General features: G+C 39.6%; 19 protein-coding genes. 4 read left to right on the forward strand and 15 right to left on the reverse strand.

From position 1 onward, the window contains the following. Window positions 1-96 precede the first annotated feature (96 nt). Window positions 97-7,350 carry a Spy0128 family protein gene (locus tag M1F37_RS01450; RefSeq protein ID WP_247934428.1) on the reverse strand — a complete coding sequence of 2,418 codons (7,254 nt, stop codon included), beginning with the start codon at window positions 7,348-7,350 and terminating at the stop codon, window positions 97-99. Window positions 7,351-7,786: 436 nt separating this feature from the next. Between M1F37_RS01450 and M1F37_RS01455 the strand changes: the two genes are divergently transcribed. Both M1F37_RS01455 and M1F37_RS01460 read left to right on the forward strand, forming a co-directional pair. Continuing rightward, window positions 7,787-8,548, forward strand: coding sequence for an IS110 family transposase (locus M1F37_RS01455; RefSeq protein ID WP_247934429.1), 762 nt, complete (start codon window positions 7,787-7,789; stop codon window positions 8,546-8,548). Then, a complete protein-coding gene (locus M1F37_RS01460) occupies window positions 8,511-8,954 on the forward strand; it encodes a transposase (protein ID WP_247934430.1) in 444 nt (147 codons plus the stop codon). Before M1F37_RS01455 ends, M1F37_RS01460 begins: the two co-directional genes overlap by 38 nt. A gap of 95 nt (window positions 8,955-9,049) precedes the next feature. Here the strand turns inward: M1F37_RS01460 and M1F37_RS01465 are convergent, their stop codons facing one another. Further along, window positions 9,050-11,032, reverse strand: a complete 1,983-nt coding sequence (locus tag M1F37_RS01465; protein WP_247934431.1) for a peptide ABC transporter substrate-binding protein — start codon at window positions 11,030-11,032, stop codon at window positions 9,050-9,052. Between the two features lie 168 nt (window positions 11,033-11,200). Between M1F37_RS01465 and M1F37_RS01470 the strand changes: the two genes are divergently transcribed. Next, complete coding sequence (locus M1F37_RS01470) at window positions 11,201-12,214, forward strand: lactonase family protein (RefSeq protein ID WP_247934432.1); 1,014 nt, start codon at window positions 11,201-11,203, stop codon at window positions 12,212-12,214. A gap of 43 nt (window positions 12,215-12,257) precedes the next feature. On the opposite strand, the gene M1F37_RS01475 is transcribed toward M1F37_RS01470, so the two are convergent. The 10 genes from M1F37_RS01475 to guaA form a co-directional block, all read right to left on the reverse strand. Then, complete coding sequence (locus M1F37_RS01475; protein WP_247934433.1) at window positions 12,258-12,677, reverse strand: F0F1 ATP synthase subunit epsilon; 420 nt, start codon at window positions 12,675-12,677, stop codon at window positions 12,258-12,260. A 10-nt stretch (window positions 12,678-12,687) separates the two neighbouring features. Beyond that, window positions 12,688-14,094, reverse strand: a complete 1,407-nt coding sequence (gene atpD / locus M1F37_RS01480; RefSeq protein WP_247934434.1) for a F0F1 ATP synthase subunit beta — start codon at window positions 14,092-14,094, stop codon at window positions 12,688-12,690. Window positions 14,095-14,175: 81 nt separating this feature from the next. Next, a complete protein-coding gene (locus tag M1F37_RS01485; protein ID WP_033680126.1) occupies window positions 14,176-15,054 on the reverse strand; it encodes a F0F1 ATP synthase subunit gamma in 879 nt (292 codons plus the stop codon). A gap of 15 nt (window positions 15,055-15,069) precedes the next feature. Next, complete coding sequence (gene atpA, locus M1F37_RS01490; protein ID WP_247934435.1) at window positions 15,070-16,575, reverse strand: F0F1 ATP synthase subunit alpha; 1,506 nt, start codon at window positions 16,573-16,575, stop codon at window positions 15,070-15,072. 14 nt (window positions 16,576-16,589) lie between these two features. Continuing rightward, window positions 16,590-17,126, reverse strand: a complete 537-nt coding sequence (locus M1F37_RS01495) for a F0F1 ATP synthase subunit delta (RefSeq protein WP_247934436.1) — start codon at window positions 17,124-17,126, stop codon at window positions 16,590-16,592. Next, a complete protein-coding gene (atpF, locus tag M1F37_RS01500) occupies window positions 17,126-17,620 on the reverse strand; it encodes a F0F1 ATP synthase subunit B (protein ID WP_247934437.1) in 495 nt (164 codons plus the stop codon). Before atpF ends, M1F37_RS01495 begins: the two co-directional genes overlap by 1 nt. 13 nt (window positions 17,621-17,633) lie before the next feature. Then, on the reverse strand, window positions 17,634-18,347 hold the full coding sequence (gene atpB, locus M1F37_RS01505) for a F0F1 ATP synthase subunit A (RefSeq protein WP_061088126.1): 714 nt from the start codon (window positions 18,345-18,347) through the stop codon (window positions 17,634-17,636). A 32-nt stretch (window positions 18,348-18,379) separates the two neighbouring features. After that, a complete protein-coding gene (locus M1F37_RS01510; RefSeq protein ID WP_247934438.1) occupies window positions 18,380-18,580 on the reverse strand; it encodes a F0F1 ATP synthase subunit C in 201 nt (66 codons plus the stop codon). 315 nt (window positions 18,581-18,895) lie between these two features. Beyond that, on the reverse strand, window positions 18,896-20,182 hold the full coding sequence (locus M1F37_RS01515) for a peptidase U32 family protein (RefSeq protein ID WP_247934439.1): 1,287 nt from the start codon (window positions 20,180-20,182) through the stop codon (window positions 18,896-18,898). A gap of 247 nt (window positions 20,183-20,429) precedes the next feature. Continuing rightward, window positions 20,430-21,992: a glutamine-hydrolyzing GMP synthase gene (gene guaA / locus M1F37_RS01520; protein WP_000065712.1), complete on the reverse strand. Its 1,563-nt coding sequence runs from the start codon at window positions 21,990-21,992 to the stop codon at window positions 20,430-20,432. Window positions 21,993-22,246: 254 nt separating this feature from the next. Here guaA and M1F37_RS01525 point away from each other — a divergent pair, with 254 nt between their 5' ends. Further along, entirely contained in the window at window positions 22,247-22,945 is a 699-nt protein-coding gene (locus M1F37_RS01525) for a GntR family transcriptional regulator (protein WP_247934440.1), read from the forward strand. Window positions 22,946-22,989: 44 nt separating this feature from the next. Here the strand turns inward: M1F37_RS01525 and M1F37_RS01530 are convergent, their stop codons facing one another. Genes M1F37_RS01530 through M1F37_RS01540 form a run of 3 tightly spaced genes read right to left on the reverse strand, consistent with a single transcriptional unit; the run spans window position 22,990 to window position 25,552 of the window. Next, window positions 22,990-23,886 (reverse strand): DMT family transporter, encoded by an 897-nt coding sequence (locus M1F37_RS01530; protein WP_247934441.1) that lies wholly within the window; start codon window positions 23,884-23,886, stop codon window positions 22,990-22,992. A gap of 8 nt (window positions 23,887-23,894) precedes the next feature. Continuing rightward, window positions 23,895-24,830 carry a serine hydrolase domain-containing protein gene (locus M1F37_RS01535; protein ID WP_247934442.1) on the reverse strand — a complete coding sequence of 312 codons (936 nt, stop codon included), beginning with the start codon at window positions 24,828-24,830 and terminating at the stop codon, window positions 23,895-23,897. After that, window positions 24,827-25,552: a CppA family protein gene (locus tag M1F37_RS01540; protein WP_247934443.1), complete on the reverse strand. Its 726-nt coding sequence runs from the start codon at window positions 25,550-25,552 to the stop codon at window positions 24,827-24,829. The genes M1F37_RS01535 and M1F37_RS01540 overlap by 4 nt, the downstream gene beginning before the upstream one ends. Window positions 25,553-25,753: the final 201 nt, after the last annotated feature.

Genomic DNA, 25,753 nt, shown 5'->3' on the forward strand with positions numbered 1-25,753 from the left:
CTAAACCTCTCTTTTGGGGATTTCACTTATTTCTAAATGTACTACCTTTTTGGAATATCCATAGGTTAGATATCCTTAAGATAAACCATTATTCTATTAAGATTCATCTTCTTTTTTACGTTTTGCAACCAAACCTAGACCTACTAGACCGAGTACAGCACCAAGAGCAGCAACTCCAGATTTAGAATGTTCACCAGTATTTGGCAACTCACGACCTTTAGGTTTTTCTAGTGTTGATGTTGGCGGTGTTGACGGTGCTGGTGGTGTTGACGGTGCTGGTGGTGTCGGTGGTGTTGGTGGTGTCGGTGGTGTTGGTGGTGTCGGTGGTGTTGGTGGTGTTGGCGGAATAACAGTGTTATTAAACTCTGTATCTTCTGGCAACTGAGTAGTAGCCACTAATACCTTACCATCTTTCTTCACCACGATACCAACGGTCGCAACCATCTTATCGTAAACAACGCTAGAATCTGTACCACGAATTTCTTCTACATGGTAGATGTGAGTTCCTTCTTCACCACGTTTGAATTCAAGTGTAGAGAATTGGATCTTACCAGTCGCATCATTGGTTACGGTTTCGATCACATTTCCTTTTTCGTCCTTAAGAACGAAGCTGAATTCGTTAGCTTTAAGCTCACGACCTTCCAAGCGTTTAGTGAAGTTGAACTCTACTTGTACTGGTACGCTGTTGACACGTTTTTCAGTTGGTTTGCTTGGTTTTTCAACTTTCTTAGTAGTTGGGTTGTAGTAGTTAACTACTTGAGCCGCAGTATTTTCGATATCTACTCCGCCAGGTACATCAGCTTTCACTGTTGTTGGGATGTCGAACTTGTAGTAACGTCCGAAGGCGAACTTAGTTGTATCGATCACTTGAGTGTTTTCTGCATCGCCAAGTGACTTCGTGAAGCCATCTTTAAGGGTTGCAGTAATCACACCGTTGTTCACAGCGATATCGAATTTAGCTGTTACATCATCACCTGTTACTGAATCGTAAGCTTTGATCTTAGTAGAATCAAGGTCCAACTTAGTTTCATCGTAGTCATCTGAGATTCCTACTGATTGGATGTTGTCCTTGTTAGCTGCATCGAATTTAGTTGTATCCAACCATACTTGGTAAACCAACTTGTCGCCACGTTTCACAGTCTTGGTATTCAAGTTTTGTTTTTCGTTGTTAGATGCATCGTCCGCATATGGGTTCGCATTTGTATCTGCGTACTTGTCTGCCAACTCTTTATCATCATCAACGAGCTTGTCGCCTGTGATATCGAATTTCTCTTCAGAGACAACGTATTTCTCTGGATTGAATTCTGGAGTTTCAGGTGGACGAACAGTGTTGTTGAATTCTTTATCAGCGATTTCGCCAACAGTTGCCACAAGAACTTTAGCTGTTCCATCGTGAGAAACAGTTACTGTTACATTCGCTTTCATGGTATCGTATGTTACAGTTGCGTCTGTTCCTGCTACTTCTTCTACAGTGTAGTTGTGAACGCCTGCTTGTTCTTTCTTGAATTCGATAGCTGAGAACTTAACGTTTCCTGCCGCATCGTTACTTACAGTTTCAACAACTTTACCTGTTGAATCTTTAAGGACGAAGCTGAATTCGTTAGCTTTCAATTCACGACCTTCCAAGCGTTTAGTGAAGTTGAACTCTACTTGTACTGGTACGCTGTTGACACGTTTTTCAGTTGGTTTGTTTGGTTTTTCAACTTTCTTAGTAGTTGGGTTGTAATAGTTCACAACTTGAGCCGCAGTATTTTCGATATCTACTCCGCCAGGTACATCAGCTTTCACTGTTGTTGGGATGTCAAACTTGTAGTAACGTCCGAAGGCGAACTTAGTTGTATCAATCACTTGAGTGTTTTCAGCATCGCCAAGTGACTTAGTGAAGCCATCTTTAAGAGTTGCAGTAATCACACCGTTGTTCACAGCGATATCGAATTTAGCTGTTACATCATCACCTGTTACTGAATCGTAAGCTTTGATCTTAGTAGAATCAAGGTCCAACTTAGTTTCATCGTAGTCATCTGAGATTCCTACTGATTGGATGTTGTCCTTGTTAGCTGCATCGAATTTAGTTGTATCCAACCATACTTGGTAAACCAACTTGTCGCCACGTTTCACAGTCTTGGTATTCAAGTTTTGTTTTTCGTTGTTAGATGCATCGTCCGCATATGGGTTCGCATTTGTATCTGCGTACTTGTCTGCCAACTCTTTATCATCATCAACGAGCTTGTCACCTGTGATATCGAATTTTTCTTCAGAGACAACGTATTTCTCTGGTTGGAACTTAGGTTCTTCCGGAGGAGTGACACGGTTATTGAACTCTTTATCAGCAGCATCTGTTACGTTAGCAACGATTGCTTTAGCTGTACCATCGTGTGATACTACAACTTTAACAGTAGCAACCATTGTATCGTATTTAACTGTTGCATCTGTACCAGGAGTTTCTTCTACAGTGTAGTTGTATGTCTTACCAAGATCATCACGTCCGAACTCAAGAGTCTTGAAGACAATCTTACCGGCAGCGTCATTCTTAACGCGTTCTACTTCAACACCGTCTTTCTTCAATACGAATTCGAATTCGTTAGCTTGAAGTTCACGACCTTCCAATCGTTTAGTGAAGTTAAGGTCAAGTGGAACCGGAACACTGTTCACACGTTTTTGTGTTGGTTTTTCAGGTTTTTCAACTGTCTTGCTTACTGGGTTGTATACGTGAACTGTTTGGTTGGCTGTATTTTCAATATCAGCACCTGCTTTAACAGATTCTTTCACAGTTGCTGGGATATCAAATTTATAGTAACGTCCAAATGCGAACTTAGTAGTATCGATAACTGGGTTGTTTACTTTATCTTTGATGAATTCTTCTTTAGAAGTTGCAGTGATTGTGCCCTTTTCAACTTTGATGTCGAATTTAGCAGTTACATCTGCACCAGTTTCTGAATCGTATGCTTTGATGTCAGCAGCATTAACGTCCAATTTTTCTGCATCGTATGTATCAGATACACCGACGTATTGGATGTTGTTAGCTTCTGTGAATTTAGTAGTATCAAGCCATACTTGGTAAACCAATTTAGAACCACGTTTAACAGTCTTAGTATTCAAGTTTTCTGGTTCGTTGTTAGTTGTCTTGTCTACATATGGATCTGCATTTGTTTCAGTGTACTCATTTGTCAACTCATTGTCGTCATCCATCAACTTCTTACCAGTGATGTCATATTTCTCTTTAGAAACAACAAATTTTTCTGGTTGGAATTCTGGAGTTTCTGGAGGAGTGACTTTGTTGTTGAATTCTTTATCAGCAGTATCATCAGTAGCGTTACCGTTGGCATCTTTACCACCTGTTGATGTAACGTTTGTAACAGTTGTTAATGAGTGACCGTTCTTAGCAACTTCAACTGTCACTGTAGCTTTCATTTGGTCGTAAGTCATTCCGAATTCTTTGTTTTCAGGAATCACTTCTTCTACAGTATACGTGTGGGTACCAACTTTCGTATTGTCAAATGACAATTCTGAGAAAGTTACGTTACCAGATGCATCGTTTTTAACTGTTTCAACTACTGCACCTGTAGAATCTTTTAATACAAAGCTGAATTCACCTGCTTTAAGTTCACGACCTGCCAATTTCTTAGTGAAGTCAAACTTAGTTACAACTGGAGAAACTACATAGTTATTGAACTCTGTATCTCCTGGCATTGTAACGGCAGCGTTCAAAAGACCTGTTTGAGCGTCTTTTGTGACATTGACAGTCACAACAGCGTTCATTGGATCGTAATCAATGTTTGTATCTGTTCCAGCTTTTTCACGTACAGTGTAAGTATGTGTACCTGCAGCAGCGTATGAGATTGCATCAAATTGGATTGAACCATCCGCTGCGTTTTGTTTAGTTTGGATCACATTGCCGTTTTCAAGCAACTCGAATGTGAAGGCATTTGCTTCAAGAGTCTTACCTTCCAAACGTTTTGTAAAGCGGAATTGTGCTTGTGTTGCAGCTGGTGTGAAGGTGTTATTGAACTCTGTATCTGCTGGAAGTTTATTAGTTGCTTTAAGTACGTGACCTTCTTTAGTAACAGTAATTGTTACTTCAGCTTTCATTGGGTCATATTGCATACCAGCTTCAGAACCTTGAACTTCTTCAACAGTGTACTTGTGAGTACCAACCTGTGTATTGTCAAAAGTCAAATCATCAAAGGCTACAACACCATTAGCATTATTAGTCTTAGTTTGAAGAACAGTTCCTTTGGCATCTTTCAATTGGAAACTGAATTCACCATCTTTAAGAGTACGACCTGCAAGAGCTTTAGTGAAGTCAAAACGAGTCTTAACTGGTGCTACTGCAAAGTTATTGAACTCTGTATCTGCTGGCATTGTAACTGCAGCGTTTAAAAGACCTGTTTGAGCATCTTTTGTGACATTGACAGTCACAACGGCGTTCATTGGATCGTAATCGATGTTTGTATCTGTTCCAGCTACTTCACGTACTGTGTAAGTATGTGTACCTACAGTTGCATATGAGATTGGATCAAATTGGATTGAACCATCAGCCGCATTCTTCTTAGTTTGAATCACATTGCCGTTTTCAAGCAATTCGAATGTGAAGGCATTTGCTTCAAGAGTCTTACCTTCCAAACGTTTTGTAAAGCGGAATTGTGCTTGTGTTGCAGCTGGTGTGAAGGTGTTATTGAACTCTGTATCTGCTGGAAGTTTATTAGTTGCTTTAAGTACGTGACCTTCTTTAGTAACAGTAATTGTTACTTCAGCTTTCATTGGGTCATATTGCATACCAGCTTCAGAACCTTGAACTTCTTCAACAGTGTACTTGTGAGTACCAACCTGTGTATTGTCAAAAGTCAAATCATCAAAGGCTACAACACCATTAGCATTATTAGTCTTAGTTTGAAGAACAGTTCCTTTTGAATCTTTCAATACAAAGCTGAATTCACCTGCTTTAAGTTCACGACCTGCAAGTGCTTTAGTGAAGTCAAAACGAGTCTTAACTGGTGCTACGACGTAGTTGTTGAAGATCTTATCATCAGCACTTGATTTGTAGCCACCTTCAGCACTGTATTTAACTGTAGCTTCGAGATCTCCCACTGCATTTTTTTCAGTTACTGTAACAGTCATCGTAACTGTCATTGCATCGTAGTCAACGTCTGTATCAGAACCCTTTTGTTCAGTAATCTTATATTTATAAGTCCCTGCTTTGTTAAAGGTAAGTTTGCTGAATGTAACTTTACCAGCTTTATTGGTAACTGTTTCTTCGTATTTGTCTGGACTACTCTTATCTTCTGTTAATTTGAACGTAAATTCACCGTCAACAAGTGTGCGTCCTTCAAGTTGTTTTTCAACTTCTGGAGTTACTTCAACTGGCTCTTGTTTCACATAGTAGTAAACAGGTTGTTTATATGGTGTCAAAGTGTTGAGCAAGTCAACGTTTGTACCGATACCATCTACTCCACGAACCAATTGTTCATTCGGAGAAAGGTGACCAATGTTATCACCCAAGAATGGAACGAAAACAGTCTTCTTAGGTGTGTATCCAGCAGCTCTTTGGAAATCAAATGTAATTTCTTTACCGTTTGGATAATTTACACCATTTGAAGTAGTCAAAGGAATAGTATAAAGTGGAGACTTCTTAACTACCAAGTCTTCTGTATTTACATTTCCTGGTTTAATCGGTTTAGTTTCTGCAAGCAACATGTAACCGTCTGTACTTAGTGAACCATCCGAACGTTTACTTTGTTGTTTTGGATCAAGAAGATATACACGAACAACAACAGTTCCATCTTCGCCTACAATTTCTTTGATACGCTTGATTCCTGCACGCTCAGCATCAATAAATTTAGTACCAACTTTGTATGGACGACTTACATAGCCAGTTATAGTATCTGAAGCTGCCGTTTGATACAATTTGTAGCCATCAAATTGACGCTCGCCAGACGCTGTGAACTTTTGCCCTTCCATAGCTTTAGTTGTGTATTTGGCTAAGTCAACTTCATTACCATTTGGCTCATAATTTTGAACTGTTGCATCAGTTTTACTAGCGTTGAATGTAGGATTATTTTTATCAACTACTTTATAATAAGTTGTCTTTTCAACAAAACGTGGAATCTTACTGTTAGTATCAGTAATTGTACGACCGTTATAAGCTGGTTCTACAACGTTGATAATATCTCTTGATGTACGAGCAGCATAAACAGCATCGTATAATTTTTGTTCTTCAGTAGTAAGATTATGCCCTGGAGCTACTAAAGCTTTGATAGCAGCACCAACTTCAAATCCGTATTGGATGAATGGTTGAGCTGGTTCAGCCTTACTAGCAGGTGTCCCTTTGTCGTAATCTACTTGATAAGTTAACTCTCCTCTAGATGCAGTTGTAGTAGTAGTGAATTTTTGAGTACCACTTGTAGCAGTAATTGTTTTAGTTTCTACTACATTACCAGTAGTTTTATCGATTAATTCAACAATTGTATCTGTAGAATCATCAAATCTCTTATAAGAACGAGAGTAGTAGTTTGTATTGTATCGCTGGTTGAACTTTTCAAGATTTACGATACTGTAGGTGTACCAATCTCCTTCTTTTCTCGTATAACCAGCTGGTATGTCCTGAGACTTAACAGTTGCTCCATTCGGATCTGTCATGTCAGGAGTAGCAACTTCACCATCTTTTAGATAAGTTGTTACAGAAACCGGCTCGTTATTGTGATCAGTAGTAGCCCGACGACTACGGCGACGGCCACCATCTGTAGCCAAAGCCCCTGCATTTACTGTATTTTCAGCTGCCAAAGCTAGTGTTTCTGTATCAACGAGTGGTTTTGCTTCAACATTAGCTACACTAGCATTTGTATCAAGGCTAGTTGCCTCAGCTACAGCTGAAAGTTCTGCTTTAGGCTCAGATTTTTCCTCTGATTTAGATTCAGTCTTTTCTTCTGCCTTAGGCTTAGCTACTACAACTTCTTCTACTTTTGAAGTTGCTGCTGGTTTAGCAGAGTCAGTCTTCACTTCAGAACTAGGATCTTTTGATTCCTCAGATTTAGCTTGAATAGTTGTAGGTTTAGCTTCTTCAGAGGTAACTCCAGTTGATGCTGATTTTACATCTTCAGTTTTTAAAGATTCTACTTTATTTTCTGAAGTTTTCTCGGCAATAGCCTTATCTGTATCAAGAAGCTCTTCTTTAGGCTTATCTTTATCCACAAGTCCGGTATTTTCTCCAGGATTTGACTGGGAAATAATATCAGATGCTTTTACAGCACCACCGTTAGCCATTAAAAAGCTAAGGGTTGTTCCTAAGAAAACTGATGCGACCCCAACTTTATATTTTCTTAAAGAAAATCGTTGTTGCTCTCTTCTTATCATGTGATAAGTTCTCCTTTTTTACATTTTAACTAATAATATGTAAGAATAGTTGGAATTTTTAGAAAATAAACACCATCCTCCACACTATAGTAACGTTAATAGTATATCATATACGCCTTATTATATCAAGAATAATGAGTTCTATGAAACTACTTTTAAAATACATAATTTATACGTAATTTATATTTAAGAGTAATATTTAACCACAAAAAAATCTAAGCAGGCATATCCTGCTAACCCATGACAGAAAACGAAGTTTATCCTATAATTACGCTGAATAATACAAATCCGTGGTGTTTAATAGGGTTTTTCCTAGCCTGTACAAAAAACTGGATAAACAAGAGTCATGAGATAACTCGAATATGCCTTGAGCATGAAAATATCTTACTGGTAGCCTCTTGTTCAATTGTTCAATAATTAACAGGAGTTTTTTATAATGGAAGTCATGATTGAAACTTCTTGTGGTATTGATGTACACCAAAAATCCATTGTTTGTTGTATTCTAGATGGTCCACTAGATACCAATAAGCCAAAGAAAATTCAGAAAAAATTTGGGACAACTACTGTAGCTCTTCAAAATGCCTTAGCTTGGATAGTAGAAAACCATGTAACACATGTCTTTTTTGAAAGCACTGGGCAATATTGGCTCCCGATCTTTAATATATTTTCAGATTCTGATTTCGTCTTAGTTCTTGCCAATCCTCAACATATCAAGAATGTACCTGGTCGTAAGACAGACATGAAGGACGCTGAATGGATTGCTCAACTCGGCCGTTGTGGACTAATTGAACCTTCCTATATTCCTGCCCCTGAAGTGGTACAGCTTCGTTTATTGACACGTCGCATGCGTTCTTATAAACAACGTCAAACTCAAGTTAAAAATGAAATTCACAATCTCTTACAACGGGCCAATATCAAGCTAACCAGTTATCTTTCTGATGTTTTTTCTAAGACGGGGCAAGCACTTTTAAAATTATTCATTAACGGAGAAACAATTGATGTAGAATCTGTTATCCCTTGTATCCAGAAGCGAGTGAAAGCAAGTCCAGAGCAACTCGTTGAAGCGATGGAAGGGAAGTTGTCACTAGAAGACCGCTTCCTCTTAGACCAGAGCTTAGAGGAATATCAGATGTATCAGGAACTCATTGAAAAACTGACCGATGAGATTCAACACTACATCGAAAAGGAGTTCCCCTGAGGAAAATAGGATACTTCAAACCATTCCTGGTGTGAATGAAAACTGTGCTGCCACTATTCTAGCTGAGATTGGACCAACTATTACAGCCTTTCCATCCGATGCACACTTAGCATCATGGGCTGGACTCTGCCCAGGGTCTTATGAAAGTGCTGGCATTAAAAAATCCTCACATATCACGCAAGGAAATCGATATATCAAACAGGCTTTGACCATGTCGGGATTAATTGCAGCACATTCTAAGGATCCAGCTTTTTCTTCTTTTTACAATCGAATTTCCCAAAGAGGAAGCAAGATGAAAGCCGTTGTTGCTTGTGCTCATAAGATTCTTAGAATCATTTACAAACTACTCTCCACCAAACAAACTTATCAAAAAGAAAAGGCGCTAGGACTGAGGAAACAGGTCTAACGCCCAAACTAAAAAAATTTCAATTACAGTATAGCACAGGAAGCGATTTTTTACTGTTTTTTTCAAATAAAATCCCCTCAAAAGAGGAGATTCAATTATTCTTGAATATGACGGTCTAAGTTCTTCTGATAATCAGCATTTGATTTGGCTTTTTCATCAGCAAATTTCTTGCGGAACTCATCCATTTCTTTAGTAGTGACGATCTTATCTTGGAGTTTAAGATATTTATAGCTGTGTTCACTGGTCTTATCACCTACCCAGCCACCTGCACCGCTACCTGGAACTTTCTTAGTTATCAGCATTTGGGCACCGTCTGAGTGTACAGGAATAACCAAGGCACTATCTGTTAACCAAGCTTGAGCCTTAGCATATTTAGAATAACGTTTTTCAAGATCTGTTTTCTCACCACTAGCATCCGTAATTAACTCTTTAAACTTATCTAACCCAACAGCTTTGATTGCCGGATTATCTGTACCTGGTGCTACACCTAAGGAACCAAGAAGATTTGGTCCAGATGTTGGATCAAATATATCTAGATAAGTTGAAGGATCTGCGTAATCAGGTCCCCATCCACTATTTGCATTAATATCCCAGTCTGTATTTGTATTGGAAGTAGCTAGAACAGTCATACTTGCCAATTCATCGTCAGAAACTTGTTGAATATCAACTACAACATTATCTGAGCCAAGAGCTTCCTCGACGGATTGTTTATAAGATTGAGCTTGACGCACAAATTCTGGACGAGTAGAAGATACTGGAATATCTAAATGAATAGGGAACTGTACTCCATCAGCTTGAAGAGTTTTCTTGGCAGCTTCAAATTTAGTCTTAGCCTTATCTACATTATGAAGTGAATCCTGGGCATCATCAAGACTGACATCTTTCCATACACCATCTAATTTATCCAATTCTGCCTTAGCTACTTGCCCAAATGACTGCTCTCCTACTTGTACAAATGTTGGAGGGGTTAAACTTGTACGTAATTTACGCGGTCCTACTTCATCCCCAAATACTTGAGAGATCCCTGCTTTACGATCTGTAGCAAAAGCCAAGGATTGACGGAAATCTTTGTTCAGCAAAGCCTTCTTAGTAGATGATTTTTCTGCATCACTTGTTTTAGCGGTGTGATTGTAGGCAACACGGTCAATATTCGTCGAAATATAGAAAGTAGTTCCTTGTTGTTGACTATAAATAATGTTATCTTTGTATTTTTCTTTTAGCCGTTCATAGTTAGCAGAGTTTTTAAAGAGAGGTGCTGCAGGATAATTTCCTTCATCAAAACCACGTCCAAGAGAGTCTGCATCCTGACCATCAAAGTAAGATAACTTAATATCATCAATAAAGACATTTTGTTTATCCCAATAGTTTTGGTTTTTAGTCATTTCAATAGAAGATTTAGATGTAAGACCTTTTAAAAGATAAGCCCCATTGTATAGAATGCTTGTTATATCAGTCGCCTTACCAAAGTCATCTCCTTTAGAAACTAAAAAGTCTTCGCTAACAGGAGCAAGAATACCCATTGTTGTCTTCGAATTCCAGAAAGATTCTGGATGGTTTAAAGTATAGACTACAGTATAATCATCTGTTGCTTTTACACCAACAGTAGAAAAATCCGTTGTTTTCCCATTTACATAGTCATCTAATCCTTTAATAGAATCCTGTACAAGATAAAGTCCTTCTGATTTCTTGTCAGCTGCGTGTTTTAGACCAGTCACAAAATCCTGAGCCTTAACTTCTCCATATTCTTCGCCTTCATTGGTATACCACTTGATACCCTTACGAATTTTATAGGTATAGGTCAAACCATCTTTGGAAACAGTCCAATCTTCTGCAACTGATGGTACTAGATTCCCGTATTGATCATTTTCCAGTAATCCATCAATGACATTACCAGTAATCTGTTTTGTAGACTTTTGCCCCGAAACCGTATAATCCAGAGTCGCAGGATCTGATGAAAATACATAGGCATAAGTAACTGGTTTAGTTGCTTCTTTATTCCCATTACCAGATGAACAAGCTGCTAGAACAGCTGCCGAGAGGACAGCAACTCCTGCTGCTAAGAAAACACGTTTTTTCATATTCAAACTCCTTTGATAATTTGATAGATTTATTATAGCACTTTTCAAAAGGAAATCAACAATAAAATAAAATATTATCATATTTTATTGTTTGTTTGTACCTGCTAAGTACTGCTCCAACTCCATTTTTGTGATATAATAGTCTTATCTTTATATAGAGGTAAAGTTATGAAAGAAACTGTTTATTTTGGAACTTATACACGTCGTACGTCCCAAGGGATTTACAAGGCAGACTTTGATACAGAAACTGGTCAGCTTTCAAATCTAGAACTTTTTGCAACTGAGCCAAGTCCAACCTACCTTGCCTTTGACCAACACCAACATTTATACACTGTTGGTAGCCAAGACGATAAAGGGGGGATTGCAGCCTATCAAACTGATGGAACCTTATTAAATTATGTCGTTGAAGAAGGAGCTCCCCACTGTTATGTTGCCGTTGATGAAAAGCGTAATTTGGTGTACGCAGCAAACTACCACAAGGGACAGGTCCTTGTTTATAAACGCAAGGAAGATGGGAGTCTTCTACTTAGTGATGTAGATCAACATAGTGGCCAAGGTCCACATGAAAATCAAGCTTCGCCCCATGTTCACTACACAGACTTAACACCTGACCACTATCTAGTTACCTGTGATTTAGGTACTGACCAAGTCATCACTTATGACCTTGATCAAGAAGGGAAATTATCTAAGCTCTATACCTATCACAGCCAGCCAGGAGCAGGTTCACGTCACATCATTTTCCATAACCACTATAAAATCGCTTATCTGATTTGTGAACTTAATAGCACTATAGAAGTTTTAATCTACGATGGTGTTGGCGAATTTGAACGCATGCAAGTCATTTCAACTCTACCAGACGGTTACGAAGGTTTTAATGGAACTGCTGCTATTCGTCTCTCTAAAGACGGTAAATACCTCTACGCTTCTAACCGTGGTCATGATTCTATCGCAGTATATACAATCCTTGCGGATGGTAGCTTAGAGTTATTAGAAATCGTTCCGACACATGGTCAGACTCCACGTGATTTTGATTTGACACCAGACCAAGAATTTGTTATTGCTGTCCATCAAGACTCTGACAATGCAACCGTCTTTAAACGTAATCCTGAAACTGGTCGTCTAGCAGAACTTTCTAACGACTTCCATGTACCAGAAGCGGTTTGCATCAGTTTTGCTCCTTAAGAATACATAAAAAATGAACTTGTTAACTCAAGTTCATTTTTTCTTATAGTCTATTTCCGACATTGATACGATTAATAGCACGTTGCAAAGCAATCTTAGCACGACGCTCTTGATCAATCAGGTGTTTTTCGTGGGCTTCTTCGATTTCTCGCTCCGCACGAAGCTTAGCACGTTCTGCACGGCTAACATCGATATCACGAGCACGTTCTGCTGAGTCAGCAACGATTGTGATGATATCATTGGCAATTTCAATAACGCCTCCGTTTACTGCAATCCAGTTCACGTGATCTTCCTCATCAATACGTTTTACCTTTACTTCATCGACTGCTAAAACCGCAATCATATTTTCATGTCGTGGCAAGATTCCCATCTCACCATCCAGAGTTCGAACTGATACATAGCTGGCATGGTGATCATAGACGAGACCATCTGGTGTCACGATCTGGACAGTTAACTGAGCCATAGATCACCTCTTAAAATCCCATTTTTTCAGCTTTTGCAATTACATCTTCGATAGAACCTACACCACGGAAGGCATCTTCTGGTAAGTGGTCATGTTTACCATCAAGGATTTCCTTAAAGCCACGCACAGTTTCAGCAACTGGAACATAAGAACCTGGTTGACCAGTAAATTGTTCCGCAACATTGAAGTTTTGTGACAAGAAGAACTGGATACGACGAGCACGAGCAACCAAGGTCTTTTCTTCATCAGAAAGTTCATCCATACCAAGGATAGCAATAATATCTTGCAATTCATGGTAACGTTGAAGAACGCGTTTTACTTCTGCCGCAACTGCATAGTGCTCTTCTCCAACAATTTCAGGTGCCAAGGCACGTGAGCTTGAAGCAAGTGGGTCAACGGCTGGGTAGATACCCAATTGTACCAACTTACGTTCCAAGTTTGTTGTAGAATCCAAGTGAGCGAAGGCTGTTGCTGGCGCAGGGTCAGTATAGTCATCCGCTGGCACATAGATAGCCTGGATAGAGGTTACAGAACCCTTCTTGGTTGATGTGATACGCTCTTGCAATTGACCCATTTCCGTAGCAAGTGTTGGTTGATAACCAACGGCTGATGGCATACGACCCAAAAGGGCAGATACTTCAGAACCAGCCTGAGTGAAACGGAAGATATTATCAATAAAGAGAAGAACGTCTTGGCCTTCTACATCACGGAAGTATTCAGCGATTGTCAAACCAGTAAGGGCAACACGCATACGTGCTCCTGGTGGCTCATTCATCTGACCAAATACCATGGCTGTTTTCTCGATAACGCCTGATTCTTTCATTTCCCAGTAAAGGTCGTTCCCCTCACGAGTACGTTCCCCAACACCAGTAAATACTGAGATACCACCGTGTTCTTGGGCTATGTTGTGAATCAATTCTTGGATTAAGACGGTTTTACCAACTCCAGCACCACCGAAAAGTCCAACCTTACCACCTTTAAGGTAAGGGGCAAGAAGGTCGATAACCTTAATCCCTGTTTCAAGGATTTCAGAAGAGGTAGACAACTCATCAAAAGTTGGAGCTTTTTTATGAATTGGCTGACGCTCTGCATCTTCTGTAAAAGGAGCTTCCAAGTCAATGGTATCTCCCAAAACATTGAAGACACGTCCCAAAGTTTCTTTACCTACTGGTACAGAGATTGGACGACCTGTGTCCAATACTTCCATTCCACGAGTCAAACCATCGGTTGATTCCATGGCGATAGTACGAATCATACCATCCCCCAACTCTAAGGCTACTTCAAGGACGATTTTTGTTTTCTTTTCGTCATTTTTGTAGACGACAAGTGCATTGTTAATCTCAGGTAGTTTTTCACCTGCTGCAAACAAAACGTCTACAACGGGTCCGATAACCTGAGCAATTTTACCTGAACTCATCTCCTTCTCCTATTCTATATAAGATACTGTCGGTTCCTAGTTTTGCTAGGTCCTAAGTTCATTCATTTGAGCAGGATGGCTTTATTCTAAAGCGCTAGCTCCTGCCACGATTTCTGTGATTTCTTGTGTAATCGCCGCCTGTCTGGCACGGTTATACTGGATTGTCAAATCATTAATGACTTTCTTAGCATTATCTGTCGCTGTTTGCATGGCTGTCATACCAGCAGCATTTTCAGCTGTCTTGGCATCAATAATAGCACCGTAAATCATACTTTCTGCAAACTGAGGCAACAACTGCTCCAAAATTTCTTCTCGGCTGGTTTCCAATTCAAAAGTCAAGCTGTAGTCTTCATCCGCTTCATTGGGATCCAAGTCAACAATCGGAAGCATTTGTTCCACACGCATTTGACTGGTTAGCGTATTGACATGATGGTTGTAACAGACATAGAGCTCATCAAAAAGTTCATTTTGGTACATTTCAACAGTTTTTGAAATAATCTTACGAACTTCATCAAAGCTAGGTTGATCCGCCAAGCCACGTAGTTCATAAAGTGGTTGGATACCGCGAGCTTTAAAGAAATCAGCTCCCATTCCACCGATACAGATCATTTCAAAACCTTTACCGTCTGGATGGTATTCTTCTTTCAACTCCATAACAGCTTTCAGAATAGAAGAATTATAACCTCCAACCAAACCACGGTCTGAAGTAATGACGATATAGCCTGTCTTCTTCACTGGACGACTAATCAACATCGGATTGGTTGAGCCACCAGATCCATTACCATGAAGGATATCTGTCAAGAGCTTGCGAACTTTCCGAGCATAAACTTGGAAATTACGAGCAGCTTCTTCAGAACGACCTAGCTTGGCAGCCGATACCATTTGCATGGCATTAGTGATTTGACTCGTATTTTTTGTTGAGGCGATTTTTGTTTTAATATCATTTAGAGATACTGCCATCTGACACCTCTATTCTTATTGGAAGCTGGTTTGATTGAGAAACTCTGTAATCGCAGCATCCAAGACTGCTTCTTCTGGCAAGTCTTTTGTATCACGAATGGTTTCCAAAATCTCTGGATGTTGAGCGTCAAAGAAGGCATGGAACTCTTCCTCAAAACGAACAATTTCATCTACTGGAACAGTATCCAAGAAACCATGTGTCAAAGCATAAAGAATGGTTACTTGTTTCTCAACAGGTAATGGTTTGTGAACAGGTTGTTTCAAGACCTCAACGGTACGACGTCCACGGTTCAATTTAGCCTGTGTTGCCGCATCCAAGTCAGAACCAAACTTAGTGAAGGCTTCCAACTCACGGTATGAAGCAAGGTCGATACGAAGTGTACCAGCAACCTTCTTCATGGCTTTGATTTGTGCTGAACCACCTACACGAGATACAGATGAACCCGCATCGATGGCTGGACGAATACCTGCATTGAAGAGACCATCACCAAGGAAGATTTGTCCATCAGTGATTGAAATCACGTTGGTTGCGATATAGGCAGAGATATCTCCTGCTTGTGTCTCGATAAATGGTAAGGCTGTAATCGATCCACCACCAAGTTCATCAGAAACTTTAGCTGAGCGTTCAAGCAAACGGCTGTGGAGATAGAAAACATCTCCTGGGAAGGCTTCACGACCTGGAGGACGACGAAGCAAGAGAGACAGTTCACGATAAGCGACCGCTTGTTTTGATAAATCATCATAAACAATCAAAACATGCTTACCTTGGTACATAAATTCTTCCGCCATGGCAACACCAGCATAAGGAGCTAGGAAGAGCAATGGAGATGGTTGTGAAGCAGAGGCTGTCACAACGATTGTGTAATCCAAGGCACCGTACTGACGAAGTGTTTCTACTTGCGTACGAACTGTTGATTCTTTTTGTCCAATCGCAACATAGATACAGATCATATCTTGACCTTTTTGGTTCAAGATTGTATCAATCGCAATGGTTGTTTTCCCTGTCTGACGGTCACCGATAATCAACTCACGTTGACCACGACCAATCGGTACAAGGGCGTCAATAGCTTTCAAACCGGTTTGCAATGGTTCTGATACAGACTTACGTTGCATAACACCAGGAGCTGGAGCTTCTACTGGACGAGTTTTATCAGTGTGGATTTCTCCAAGACCGTCAACTGGACGACCGAGTGGATCCACAACACGTCCAATCAAGCTATCACCAACAGGAACTTCCATGATCTTACCCGTACGACGAATTGTATCGCCTTCACGGATATCTGTAAAGTCACCTAGGATGATAATACCGACGTCCGTTGACTCCAAGTTTTGAGCCATACCATAAGAGCCGTTTTCAAAAATCAACAGCTCACCACTCATGGCATTTTCAAGGCCGTGAGCACGCGCGATACCGTCCCCGATATAGGTTACAACACCTGTTTCAGTCACATCAAAATTGGGTTTGAAATTTTCAATTTGTTGCTTAATTAAAGCGCTGATTTCTTGTGCGTTAATTGCCAAAAGAACACCACTTTCTATTTCAAATTTTCTTTAACAACTTTAAGTTGTTGTTTAATACTCACATCAATTGTCTTGTGATTGGCAAAAATAACAAAACCACCAATGAGACTTTCATCGATTTGTTCTTTTACACTCCTTACTTTCAGAGACATTTTTTTCTCAATCAAAGGGAGCAAACGACTCTTCTGTTCATTTGTTAAAGGATGGGCTGAAGTAATCGTCACTTCAAATCGATTTGTTTCTTTTTCAAGTCGGTTCAAGCAATCCACAAGCATATCATAAAAAAGATTTGCTCTGTGGTTGTAGATAAGAACCTGGATAAAGTTTTGCAATAAAGGTGACACTGAGTCTTGGAAGAAAGCAATCGTTTTTTCCTTGTCAGACTCGTCTACTGCCACTTTTTTTAAAAAAGAAGGTAAACCTGTTTCTTCAGCAACTTGCTTGATTTGAGTCAAGTCTGAAAAAATGCGGTCTTCTTCTCCTTTTTCAAGTACCAATTGGACAAAAGGCATGCTGTATTTTTCAATTACCTTTACTGTTTTCTTGTCCATTAAGCTTCTCCTAGCTGATCGATATACTGATCAATGAGTTCTTTATGGGCATGACCGTCAAGGTTTTGTGAGATGATTTTACCAGCCAAGCTGATTGTCAAATCTGCTACCTCACCCTTAACGCTTTGTAAAGCTTCAGCTTTATTTTGAGCAATTTCTTGGTTTGCTTTTTCTTTTAAGCGTCCTGCTTCTAGTTTAGCATCTGCTAAAATACTAGCCTTACTTTTCTCAGCTGTTTCTTTCGCATTCTCAATGATTGTCTTAGCTTCTTTACGGCTACCAGCCAATTCATCTTCGCGTTTTTGAGCCAACACTTCTGCTTTTTGACGCGCTTCTTCAGCTCTGTCAATATCTGAAGCAATTTTTTCAGCTCTTTCTTCGAAAATGCCTGTAATATTAGACCATGCAAATTTTTTAATCAAGACTAGCAAAAGGATAAAAGAGCCAGCGATTAAAATAAAATTACCAATTAATTCACCTACTGTTATGTGCATCAGTTACTCCTTTCTACTCTTCATCATTAATTTTATTTCCTAGGTACATAGAGGATAATAGTGTAAAGACATAGGCTTGTACACAAGAAATGAACACGGAAAATGCAGTCCAAACTAAGTTTGCCCCAAATGCGACTGGATACCAAAAAATAGCCTGATGTGAAAGTAAGATAAGCAAGCTTGTCATTACTTCACCTGCAAAGATATTCCCAAAAATCCGCAAAGCAAGAGAAAGGAAATTCGTGAATTCTTCAAGTAGATTCATCGGTGTCATAAATGCAGGAGTTACAAAACCTTTTAGGTATTGTTTAATCCCACGACGACGAATCCCCTCAATGTGCGCCATCACAATAATACAGAACGACAAGACAAGGTCAAATGAAAGATTTGCAGTTGGCGATGTCCAAAGGTTTGTCCCATCTGTTGTTTGAAGTTTAGCCATCAAACCAAGATTATTGGCGATGACCATAAAAAGAAATAAACATAAGTAAAAGAGTGAGTAATCTTTTATGTAGTGGGAACCAAGGTTAGGTTCTGTAAATCCAATTACAAAATCATAGAGATACTCTAGTACATTTTGTTTACCTTTGGGTCTCAACGTCATATTACGACTTGCCCAATAGATAAATGCAAAAATCAGAAACACAGACAGCAAAGTCAAGGCTGTCAAAGTTAAATCAAAGGTAACAGGACCAATATTGATGGTTGGATTGATACTTTCTTCCATCTAACATTCTCCCTTCTCCAATTTATATTTCGTTATTTAATAATAAATGAGAAGACAAGAGTTATGAAGAAAGTCCCTTCAATAAAGGCAACCCCTAAAAACATCAGACTACGAAACTCAGCGATAATATCTGGTTGGCGAGCTACTGATTTAAGCAAACCGTTCATCAACAACCCCTCACCAAGAGACACACCCATACAGGCAAGACATAGACCGAAAAATGTTAAATTCATGACGAATTCTCCTTTTAATTAAAATTTACTTACTTAGTTTAGTCCTAAAAATTGGATTTGTCAACTTTTTACTTACGTTGAAAGCGTTTAATGAAAATTATTTCCAATTTTACTATTTTTGAGTCTATTATATAGAAAACTTTAGAAAAAACTTGAAATAAATCCGTCCATTATCTAGGTCTTTCTGAAAAATAATGAAAAAAATCCGAGATAAAATCTCGGATGGAAATAAATATATTTTCTTGAACTTCTTTTCTTTTAATGAGTAAGATTAAAGGGAAAGCAACTATAAATCTTTCATCTCCTGCATGCTTATTAAGCACGAACTGTGACGCTGGTTCCATCTTCCTTATAAAGATTGATAAGACCTTCTTTCAATGCACGAACCATGTCTCCTGCTTGAACAGGTTGTGGAACCTTGATTGTCAATAGTTCCATTGGATTTGGAGCGCGGTCGATCTTATTTCCTTTTGCATCGTGTAAATATTCGATATAAGTTTCAAAATGACGGAAACCTGGGCCATAAAATTCAACTTGGTCCCCTTCGTTAATGACGTTCCGTTGGCGAATGGTCGCTGTTTGTGTCGCATCATCATAAGAAACAACTTCAGCAACAAACTTGTACTCAGGAATTTTACGACGAGCACCAAACAACTGCTCATTTTCAGATGGTGTACCGTAGTAGAAACCTGTGGCCAATTCACGTTGGGCAACCTTCCACATCTCATCAATCAAGTCTTGCTTGATAGCTTCAAACTTCTCTGGACTCTCTAGGTAAGCATCAACAGCCGCTTTGTAGCAGTTGGTTACTGTTGATACGTAGTGAATAGATTTCATACGTCCTTCGATTTTTAAACTGTCCACACCATTTTCAATCATATCTGGGATATGGTCAATCATAGACATATCAACGGCTGACATTGAAAATTCTTCAGGAATTTCTCCTTTGAGGCTCTTACGTTCCTTACCGAATGGCATGTCGTAAAGGTCATATTTCCAACGGCATGACTGAGAACAGCCCCCACGGTTGGCATCACGCATACTCATGTGGTTTGAAAGAGTACAACGACCAGAGTATGAAATACACATGGCTCCATGTACAAAGGCTTCAATCTCAACATCTGTACGTTTGCGGATTTCAGCTAATTCCTCCATTGAAACCTCACGCGCCAAAACGACACGAGTCAAGCCCAGTTCTTTCCAGAACTCCAGCGTTTCATAGTTAGTAGCACTAGCTTGGGTAGAGAGGTGGATTTCAAGACCTGGTGCTTCTGTCGCTGCAATCATAATCAAGGCTGGGTCAGATACGATAACTGCTGCAATCCCGATATCACGCAATTTACGGAACCACTCACCAGCTCCCTCTTCATTTCCTTCGTGCATAACCATGTTGGCAGCTACATAAACTTTAGCGCCATACTTAGCCGCAAACTGGACACCTTCTTCCATTTGTTCAAAGGTAAAGTTTCCAGCACGGCTACGAAGACCATAGGCCTGACCACCGATAAAGACAGCATCTGCCCCATACTGAACAGCTACTTTTAGCTTCTCTAAAGTCCCTGCAGGTGATAAAACCTCAGGACGTTTTAATGTTTTTGTCATTTTTTCTCCTATTTGCAATATAAAAGTTTGACGTTTTTCCTTCTCATTTTATAGTAAATAATGAATAAAATCAAGCCTAGACAGATTGTTTTGACAATTCTAATCTTTTAAGCTTTGCATAATACTTGTTAAACTATCGATTATAAACCAAATTTTAACAAGTACTCGAAAGCCTAGAAAAGCAAAAACCAGTATCCAAAGATACTGGCTGGTTAAACTACATAAAAGTAAGATAAGCCTCAGATGTCTATTCCCACTCTACTGTTGCAGGTGGTTTACTTGTAATATCGTAGACGATACGGTTAACATGATCCACTTCATTTACGATACGTACTGAGATTTTTTGGAGAACTTCCCATGGAATCTTGGCAAAGTCAGCAGTCATACCATCGATAGAGGTGATAGCACGAATGGCAATCGTGTAGTCATAAGTACGACCGTCACCCATAACACCAACTGAACGAACGCCTGTGTTAACAGTGAAGTATTGCCAAATATCGCGGTCAAGACCAGCTTTAGCAATCTCCTCACGAAGGATAGCGTCTGACTCACGAACGGTTTCCAATTTTTCTTCAGTGATTTCACCCATGACACGGATCGCAAGACCAGGTCCTGGGAATGGTTGGCGCCATACGATATGGTCTGGCATACCAAGCTCAGTTCCAAGAGCACGAACTTCGTCTTTATAAAGAGTGTTGAGTGGTTCAATCAATTCAAACTGCATATCTTCTGGAAGTCCACCCACGTTGTGGTGTGACTTGATAGTTTGAGCTGTATCTGTACCAGACTCGATCACGTCTGTATATAAGGTACCTTGAGCAAGAAATTTCACATCTTTGAGCTTGCTTGCTTCGTCATCAAATACATACACAAATTCATTACCGATGATTTTACGTTTTTGCTCAGGGTCAGAAACACCTGCAAGCTTATCAAGGAAACGTTTAGCTGCGTCTGCTTTGACGATATTCAAACCAAACTTACCACCAAGCATGTCCATAACTTGATCTGCTTCACCTTTACGAAGAAGACCATGGTCTACGAAGATACAGATCAATTGATCACCAATAGCTTTTTGGAGTAGAACTCCAACAACTGAAGAGTCAACCCCACCTGATAGGCCAAGAAGGACACGTTTATCACCGACAGTCTCACGGATTTTTTGAATCTGCATATCAATGAAGTTATCCATTGACCAGTCGCCTTTAGCCTTACAAATGTTAAGGGCAAAGTTACGAAGGATATCATTTCCGTATACAGAATGACGAACTTCTGGGTGGAATTGGATACCGTAAATGTGTTTATCTGGGTTTTCGATGGCTGCGTATGGGCAGTCAGCTGATGTACCTGTACGAACAAAGTCAGCAGGAATTTCAGTAACCGCATCACCATGGCTCATCAAAACAGTCTGTTCATCAGGTGTTGATTCAAAAAGCGCTGATGGTGTGTGAGTTAGGGTTGATTGACCGTATTCACGATTTCCAGCATCCCCTGCAGGAACAACTTTTCCTCCAAGTTTATGGGTCAACAACTGCATACCATAACAGATTCCCAAAATAGGAATTCCAAGTTCGAAGATTTCTGGGTCAATATCGAATGAACCATCTTCATATACAGAGTTTGGACCACCTGAAAGGATGATTCCTACAGGATTGATTTCACGAACTTCAGCAGCTGAAATTTTATGGCTCTTTAGTTCTGAAAATACACCAATCTCACGGATACGGCGTGAAATCAGCTGGTTGTATTGGCTACCATAGTCCAATACGATGATTTTTTCTACATCTTGCAAATCAGTTGAAATGTTGCTCATCTTTTTCCTTTCTCAAAAGAAATATCTTTTTCCAATATTCTATCACAAATAAGGTCGAATTACCAACTAATACTCAATGAAAATCAAAAAGCAAACTAGAAAGCTAGCCGCAGGCTGCTCAAAGCACCGCTTTGAGGTTGCAGATAAAGCTGACGTGGTTTGAAGAGATTTTCGAAGAGTATAAACAAGGCGAAGTTTGACTTTTTCTCGTTTATTAGGGTACAATAGAGAAAAGATAGAAATGAAGTGAAAATATGCTACCAGCTTATATGAAAATCCATGATCAAATTAAAAAGGATATTGACGAGCACCGTTGGGCTATTGGAGAAAGACTCCCTAGTGAACGAGATTTAGCTGAGCAGTTTGCGGTCAGTCGCATGACCCTCCGCCAAGCCGTATCTCTATTAGTCGAAGAGGGTGTCTTGGAGCGCAGGGTAGGGAGCGGAACCTTTGTTGCAAGCACCAGGGTACAAGAAAAGATGCGAGGGACAACCAGTTTTACTGAAATTGTTAAGTCCCAAGGTAAAGTTCCCTCTAGTCAGCTCATTTCCTACAGAAAAACCATTCCCAATGAGCAGGAAGTTGCCAAATTAGGAATTTCTCCAACCGAAAATCTTATCCGAATGGAACGTGTTCGCTATGCCGACAATGTTCCTCTGGTTTATGAAGTTGCATCTATTCCTGAAAAATTTATCAAGAACTTTAAAAAAGAAGAAATCACCAGTCATTTCTTCCAAACCTTGCAAAAACATGGCTACCGTATTGGCAAATCACAGCAGACTATTTATGCTCGCCTCGCTAAGGAAAAAATTGCCCACTATTTGGAAGTTGAAAAAGGACATGCTATTCTTGGGCTGACCCAGGTTTCCTACCTAGAAGATGGAACTGCATTTGAATACGTAAAAAGTCAATATGTAGGCGAACGCTTTGAATTTTATCTTGAAAATAATTAGATTACTAGGCAAAAACTCTCTGTCACGGACGACAAAGAGTCTTTTTATTTTTCTAAAAGTAAATCTTTCAAAGAAATCAGAGTCACAGCAACTAATATCATTGCCATGCCAAGAAAATCAATGGGATAAAATTGTTCATCCATGATTAGGAAGGCAAAGAAAACTGCCGAGATTGGCTCAATTGAAGCCAACAAACTTGACTTGACCGGTCCAATCAGACTGGCTCCTTTTAGGAAGGCTGTATAGGCAAAGACAGTCCCGATAAGGATAATTCCAGCAAAAGCAAGGAGAAAATCAAGACTAGTTGGGATAGCAGTCTGTAGAACTCCTGTAAAAGGAAGGGCGACCAAACCTGCTATGACCATTCCCACACCTATTACCAAGCTACTCCCCCACTTCTGAATCAAGGCTATAGGCAAAATGATATAAAGTGCATAAGTTAGGGCAGAAAAGAGACCCCAGAACAGACCTGCAGGTGTCATGGATAACTGGTCCAACTGCCCATGAGTTGCGATCAGGAAGGTTCCTCCGATGGCTAATATGATAGAAACAATCTCTCCCAGTGTCGGCGCCACCTTATCCTTGATACAGCTATAAATCAAAATCCCGACAGGGCAAACATACTGAAGCACCGTCGCAGTACCTGCATTTGTCTCCTGAATAGCAGTCAGATAAGCGAATTGATTGAGAAAAAGTCCAATCAGAGCAAAAATAAGAAGAGACAGCAGACTCTTTCTATCCTTTAAAAAGGCCAGCATTTTATCCTTTGCAGTAGCATAGGCCAAGAGCATGAGAATTCCACCGGCGATTAAAAGACGCAAGTTGGTCAAGACCAGAGCCGAAATTCCGTGTGCCATCAAGTATTGGCCACTCGTTCCTGACAAGCCCCAAGCAATACCAGCCACAACTGTTAGTAAAGTCCCTTTTAAAATGTTTGACATGCCTCTCCTTACTCTTCTTTGCGAATCAAGTCCATTACTTGATTGCGGTCTAATATCCATTGAGCCCTCTCATCCTTTTCATAGGTGCGATTCGATAGGAAAATAGCCGCTTCTTGTTTCTGACGATTCCACATGATAAAGGTACCTGTATAGCCCGTATGGTCTAGCCAATCTCCTTCCAAATTCCATGCCAAAGAACGTTCCTTGTCATTCAAAGGAGAAAAATTTTGACTCAAATCTCTTGCAAAATCATCTGCTAAGTAATGTTCTAAAAAGATTTGTAAATCCTTTACTGTCGAAAATAAACCAGCACTACCTGCATGTCTGCCCAAAAGGCGAGCCTTGGGATCATGTACCAAACCTGCCTCTACACCTCTGACTGTTGGAACAGCAAGCTCAACAGGGCCAAACTGGGTTTCCTTCATTCCCCAAGGATTCCAAACTTGTTCTTGTAAAATCACATCCAGGTCTTGATTAAAGATTCTTTCCAAAATAAAACCTAAAAGCAAAAAATGGACATCCGAATAAAGAAAGGCTGGCTGACTTCGTCTCTTGAGATGAAACATGGCTTCCTTTAATTCTGAGGCAGTTAAAAGATCACGATTGGGAATAAACGGATCAAGATCTGTAGCATGAGTTAAGAGCTGACGAATAGTGATGTCTGGATAATCACACTCAGCTAAAAAATCTGTTACCGGTCTATCAATATCTAATTTGCCTTTTTCCCACAAAAAGGTAAAAACCGTACCAACTCCAACAACCTTGCTGACACTGGCTAGGTCATAAACTAGTCCTGCCTCTGTCTGCAAGCCATGCTCTGGGTCACTCTGGCCAATATAGAACTCCGTCCATTGATTGTCCTTAAAATACGCAAAAGAGGCTCCGGGATAAATCCCTGCCTCGATTTGTTCTTCTATTTTTTTAATAATCTTGGTCCACTTCATACTTCTTCAAACCACAATTCAACATTATTTCTATCTTTACCAAGGAAGAATTTTTCAGACTTAGGAATAAAATATTCGGTAGATTCAAATTTCTGGCGCAGACTTGCTATATCTAGTTCATTGACCAAGAACTTGAGCATAGATAAGTCCCAAGTAACCGTATTGTCCACAGTCAAATCCTGCCCCTGAGCTGGGATAAAATCAACTGATGCCCCAATTTCAGATACTTCCAAGAAACTTTCGATATCTGTTGGGAGATGTAATTCCATAGAAATCTCAAATTCACTCAAAGAAATTGATTCCAAATCTGTTTGAAATTCAGGCTTTTCTTCCACTTCTACTAGTCTTTCTCTATCATCTTCCGCATGAACCAAAATCAAATCATCTTCTGGCGAGAAAATTTCAAAAGCATAGCCATTTTGACCTTTGTATAATCGATGAATCGAATCTGTTTTAGATAAGAGTCCTTCAATTTCTAAGGGATTTTCCACCTTGACAATCAATCTAGCTAGTTTTTTTCTTCCCTCTACCTTACGAGTACGCATACTTGGAGCTTCTTCTAAAACCAGCTTTTCAAGACCTGTTTTGTCCCCTAGTGACAGAAAGGCAGACTCTTCTAACAAGGCCTTCATGCCAAGAGTTTCGATATAAAATGTTTCATTTAATTTTCTATTATTAACTTTTAAAGTAGGAATAATCCGTACAATCTGATTTACATTCATAAATTCCTCCAACTCTTTTATTTTAAAGGATTTTAGAATTTTTTACAAGATATTATGCTCAAATTTACCGATTTTTCGTAAAAATATCACTTAAAAAACCGAGGATTGCCCCGGTTTCAATTTCGGCTCTATAATATTTGTAGTGGGTAAATCCCCTATAGATATTATGGAGCCTATTTTTGTGTAGAAAAAAAGTCCCAT

It is taken from the genome of Streptococcus mitis, assembly GCF_023109105.1.
Taxonomy (GTDB): Bacteria; Bacillota; Bacilli; order Lactobacillales; family Streptococcaceae; genus Streptococcus; species Streptococcus mitis_BW.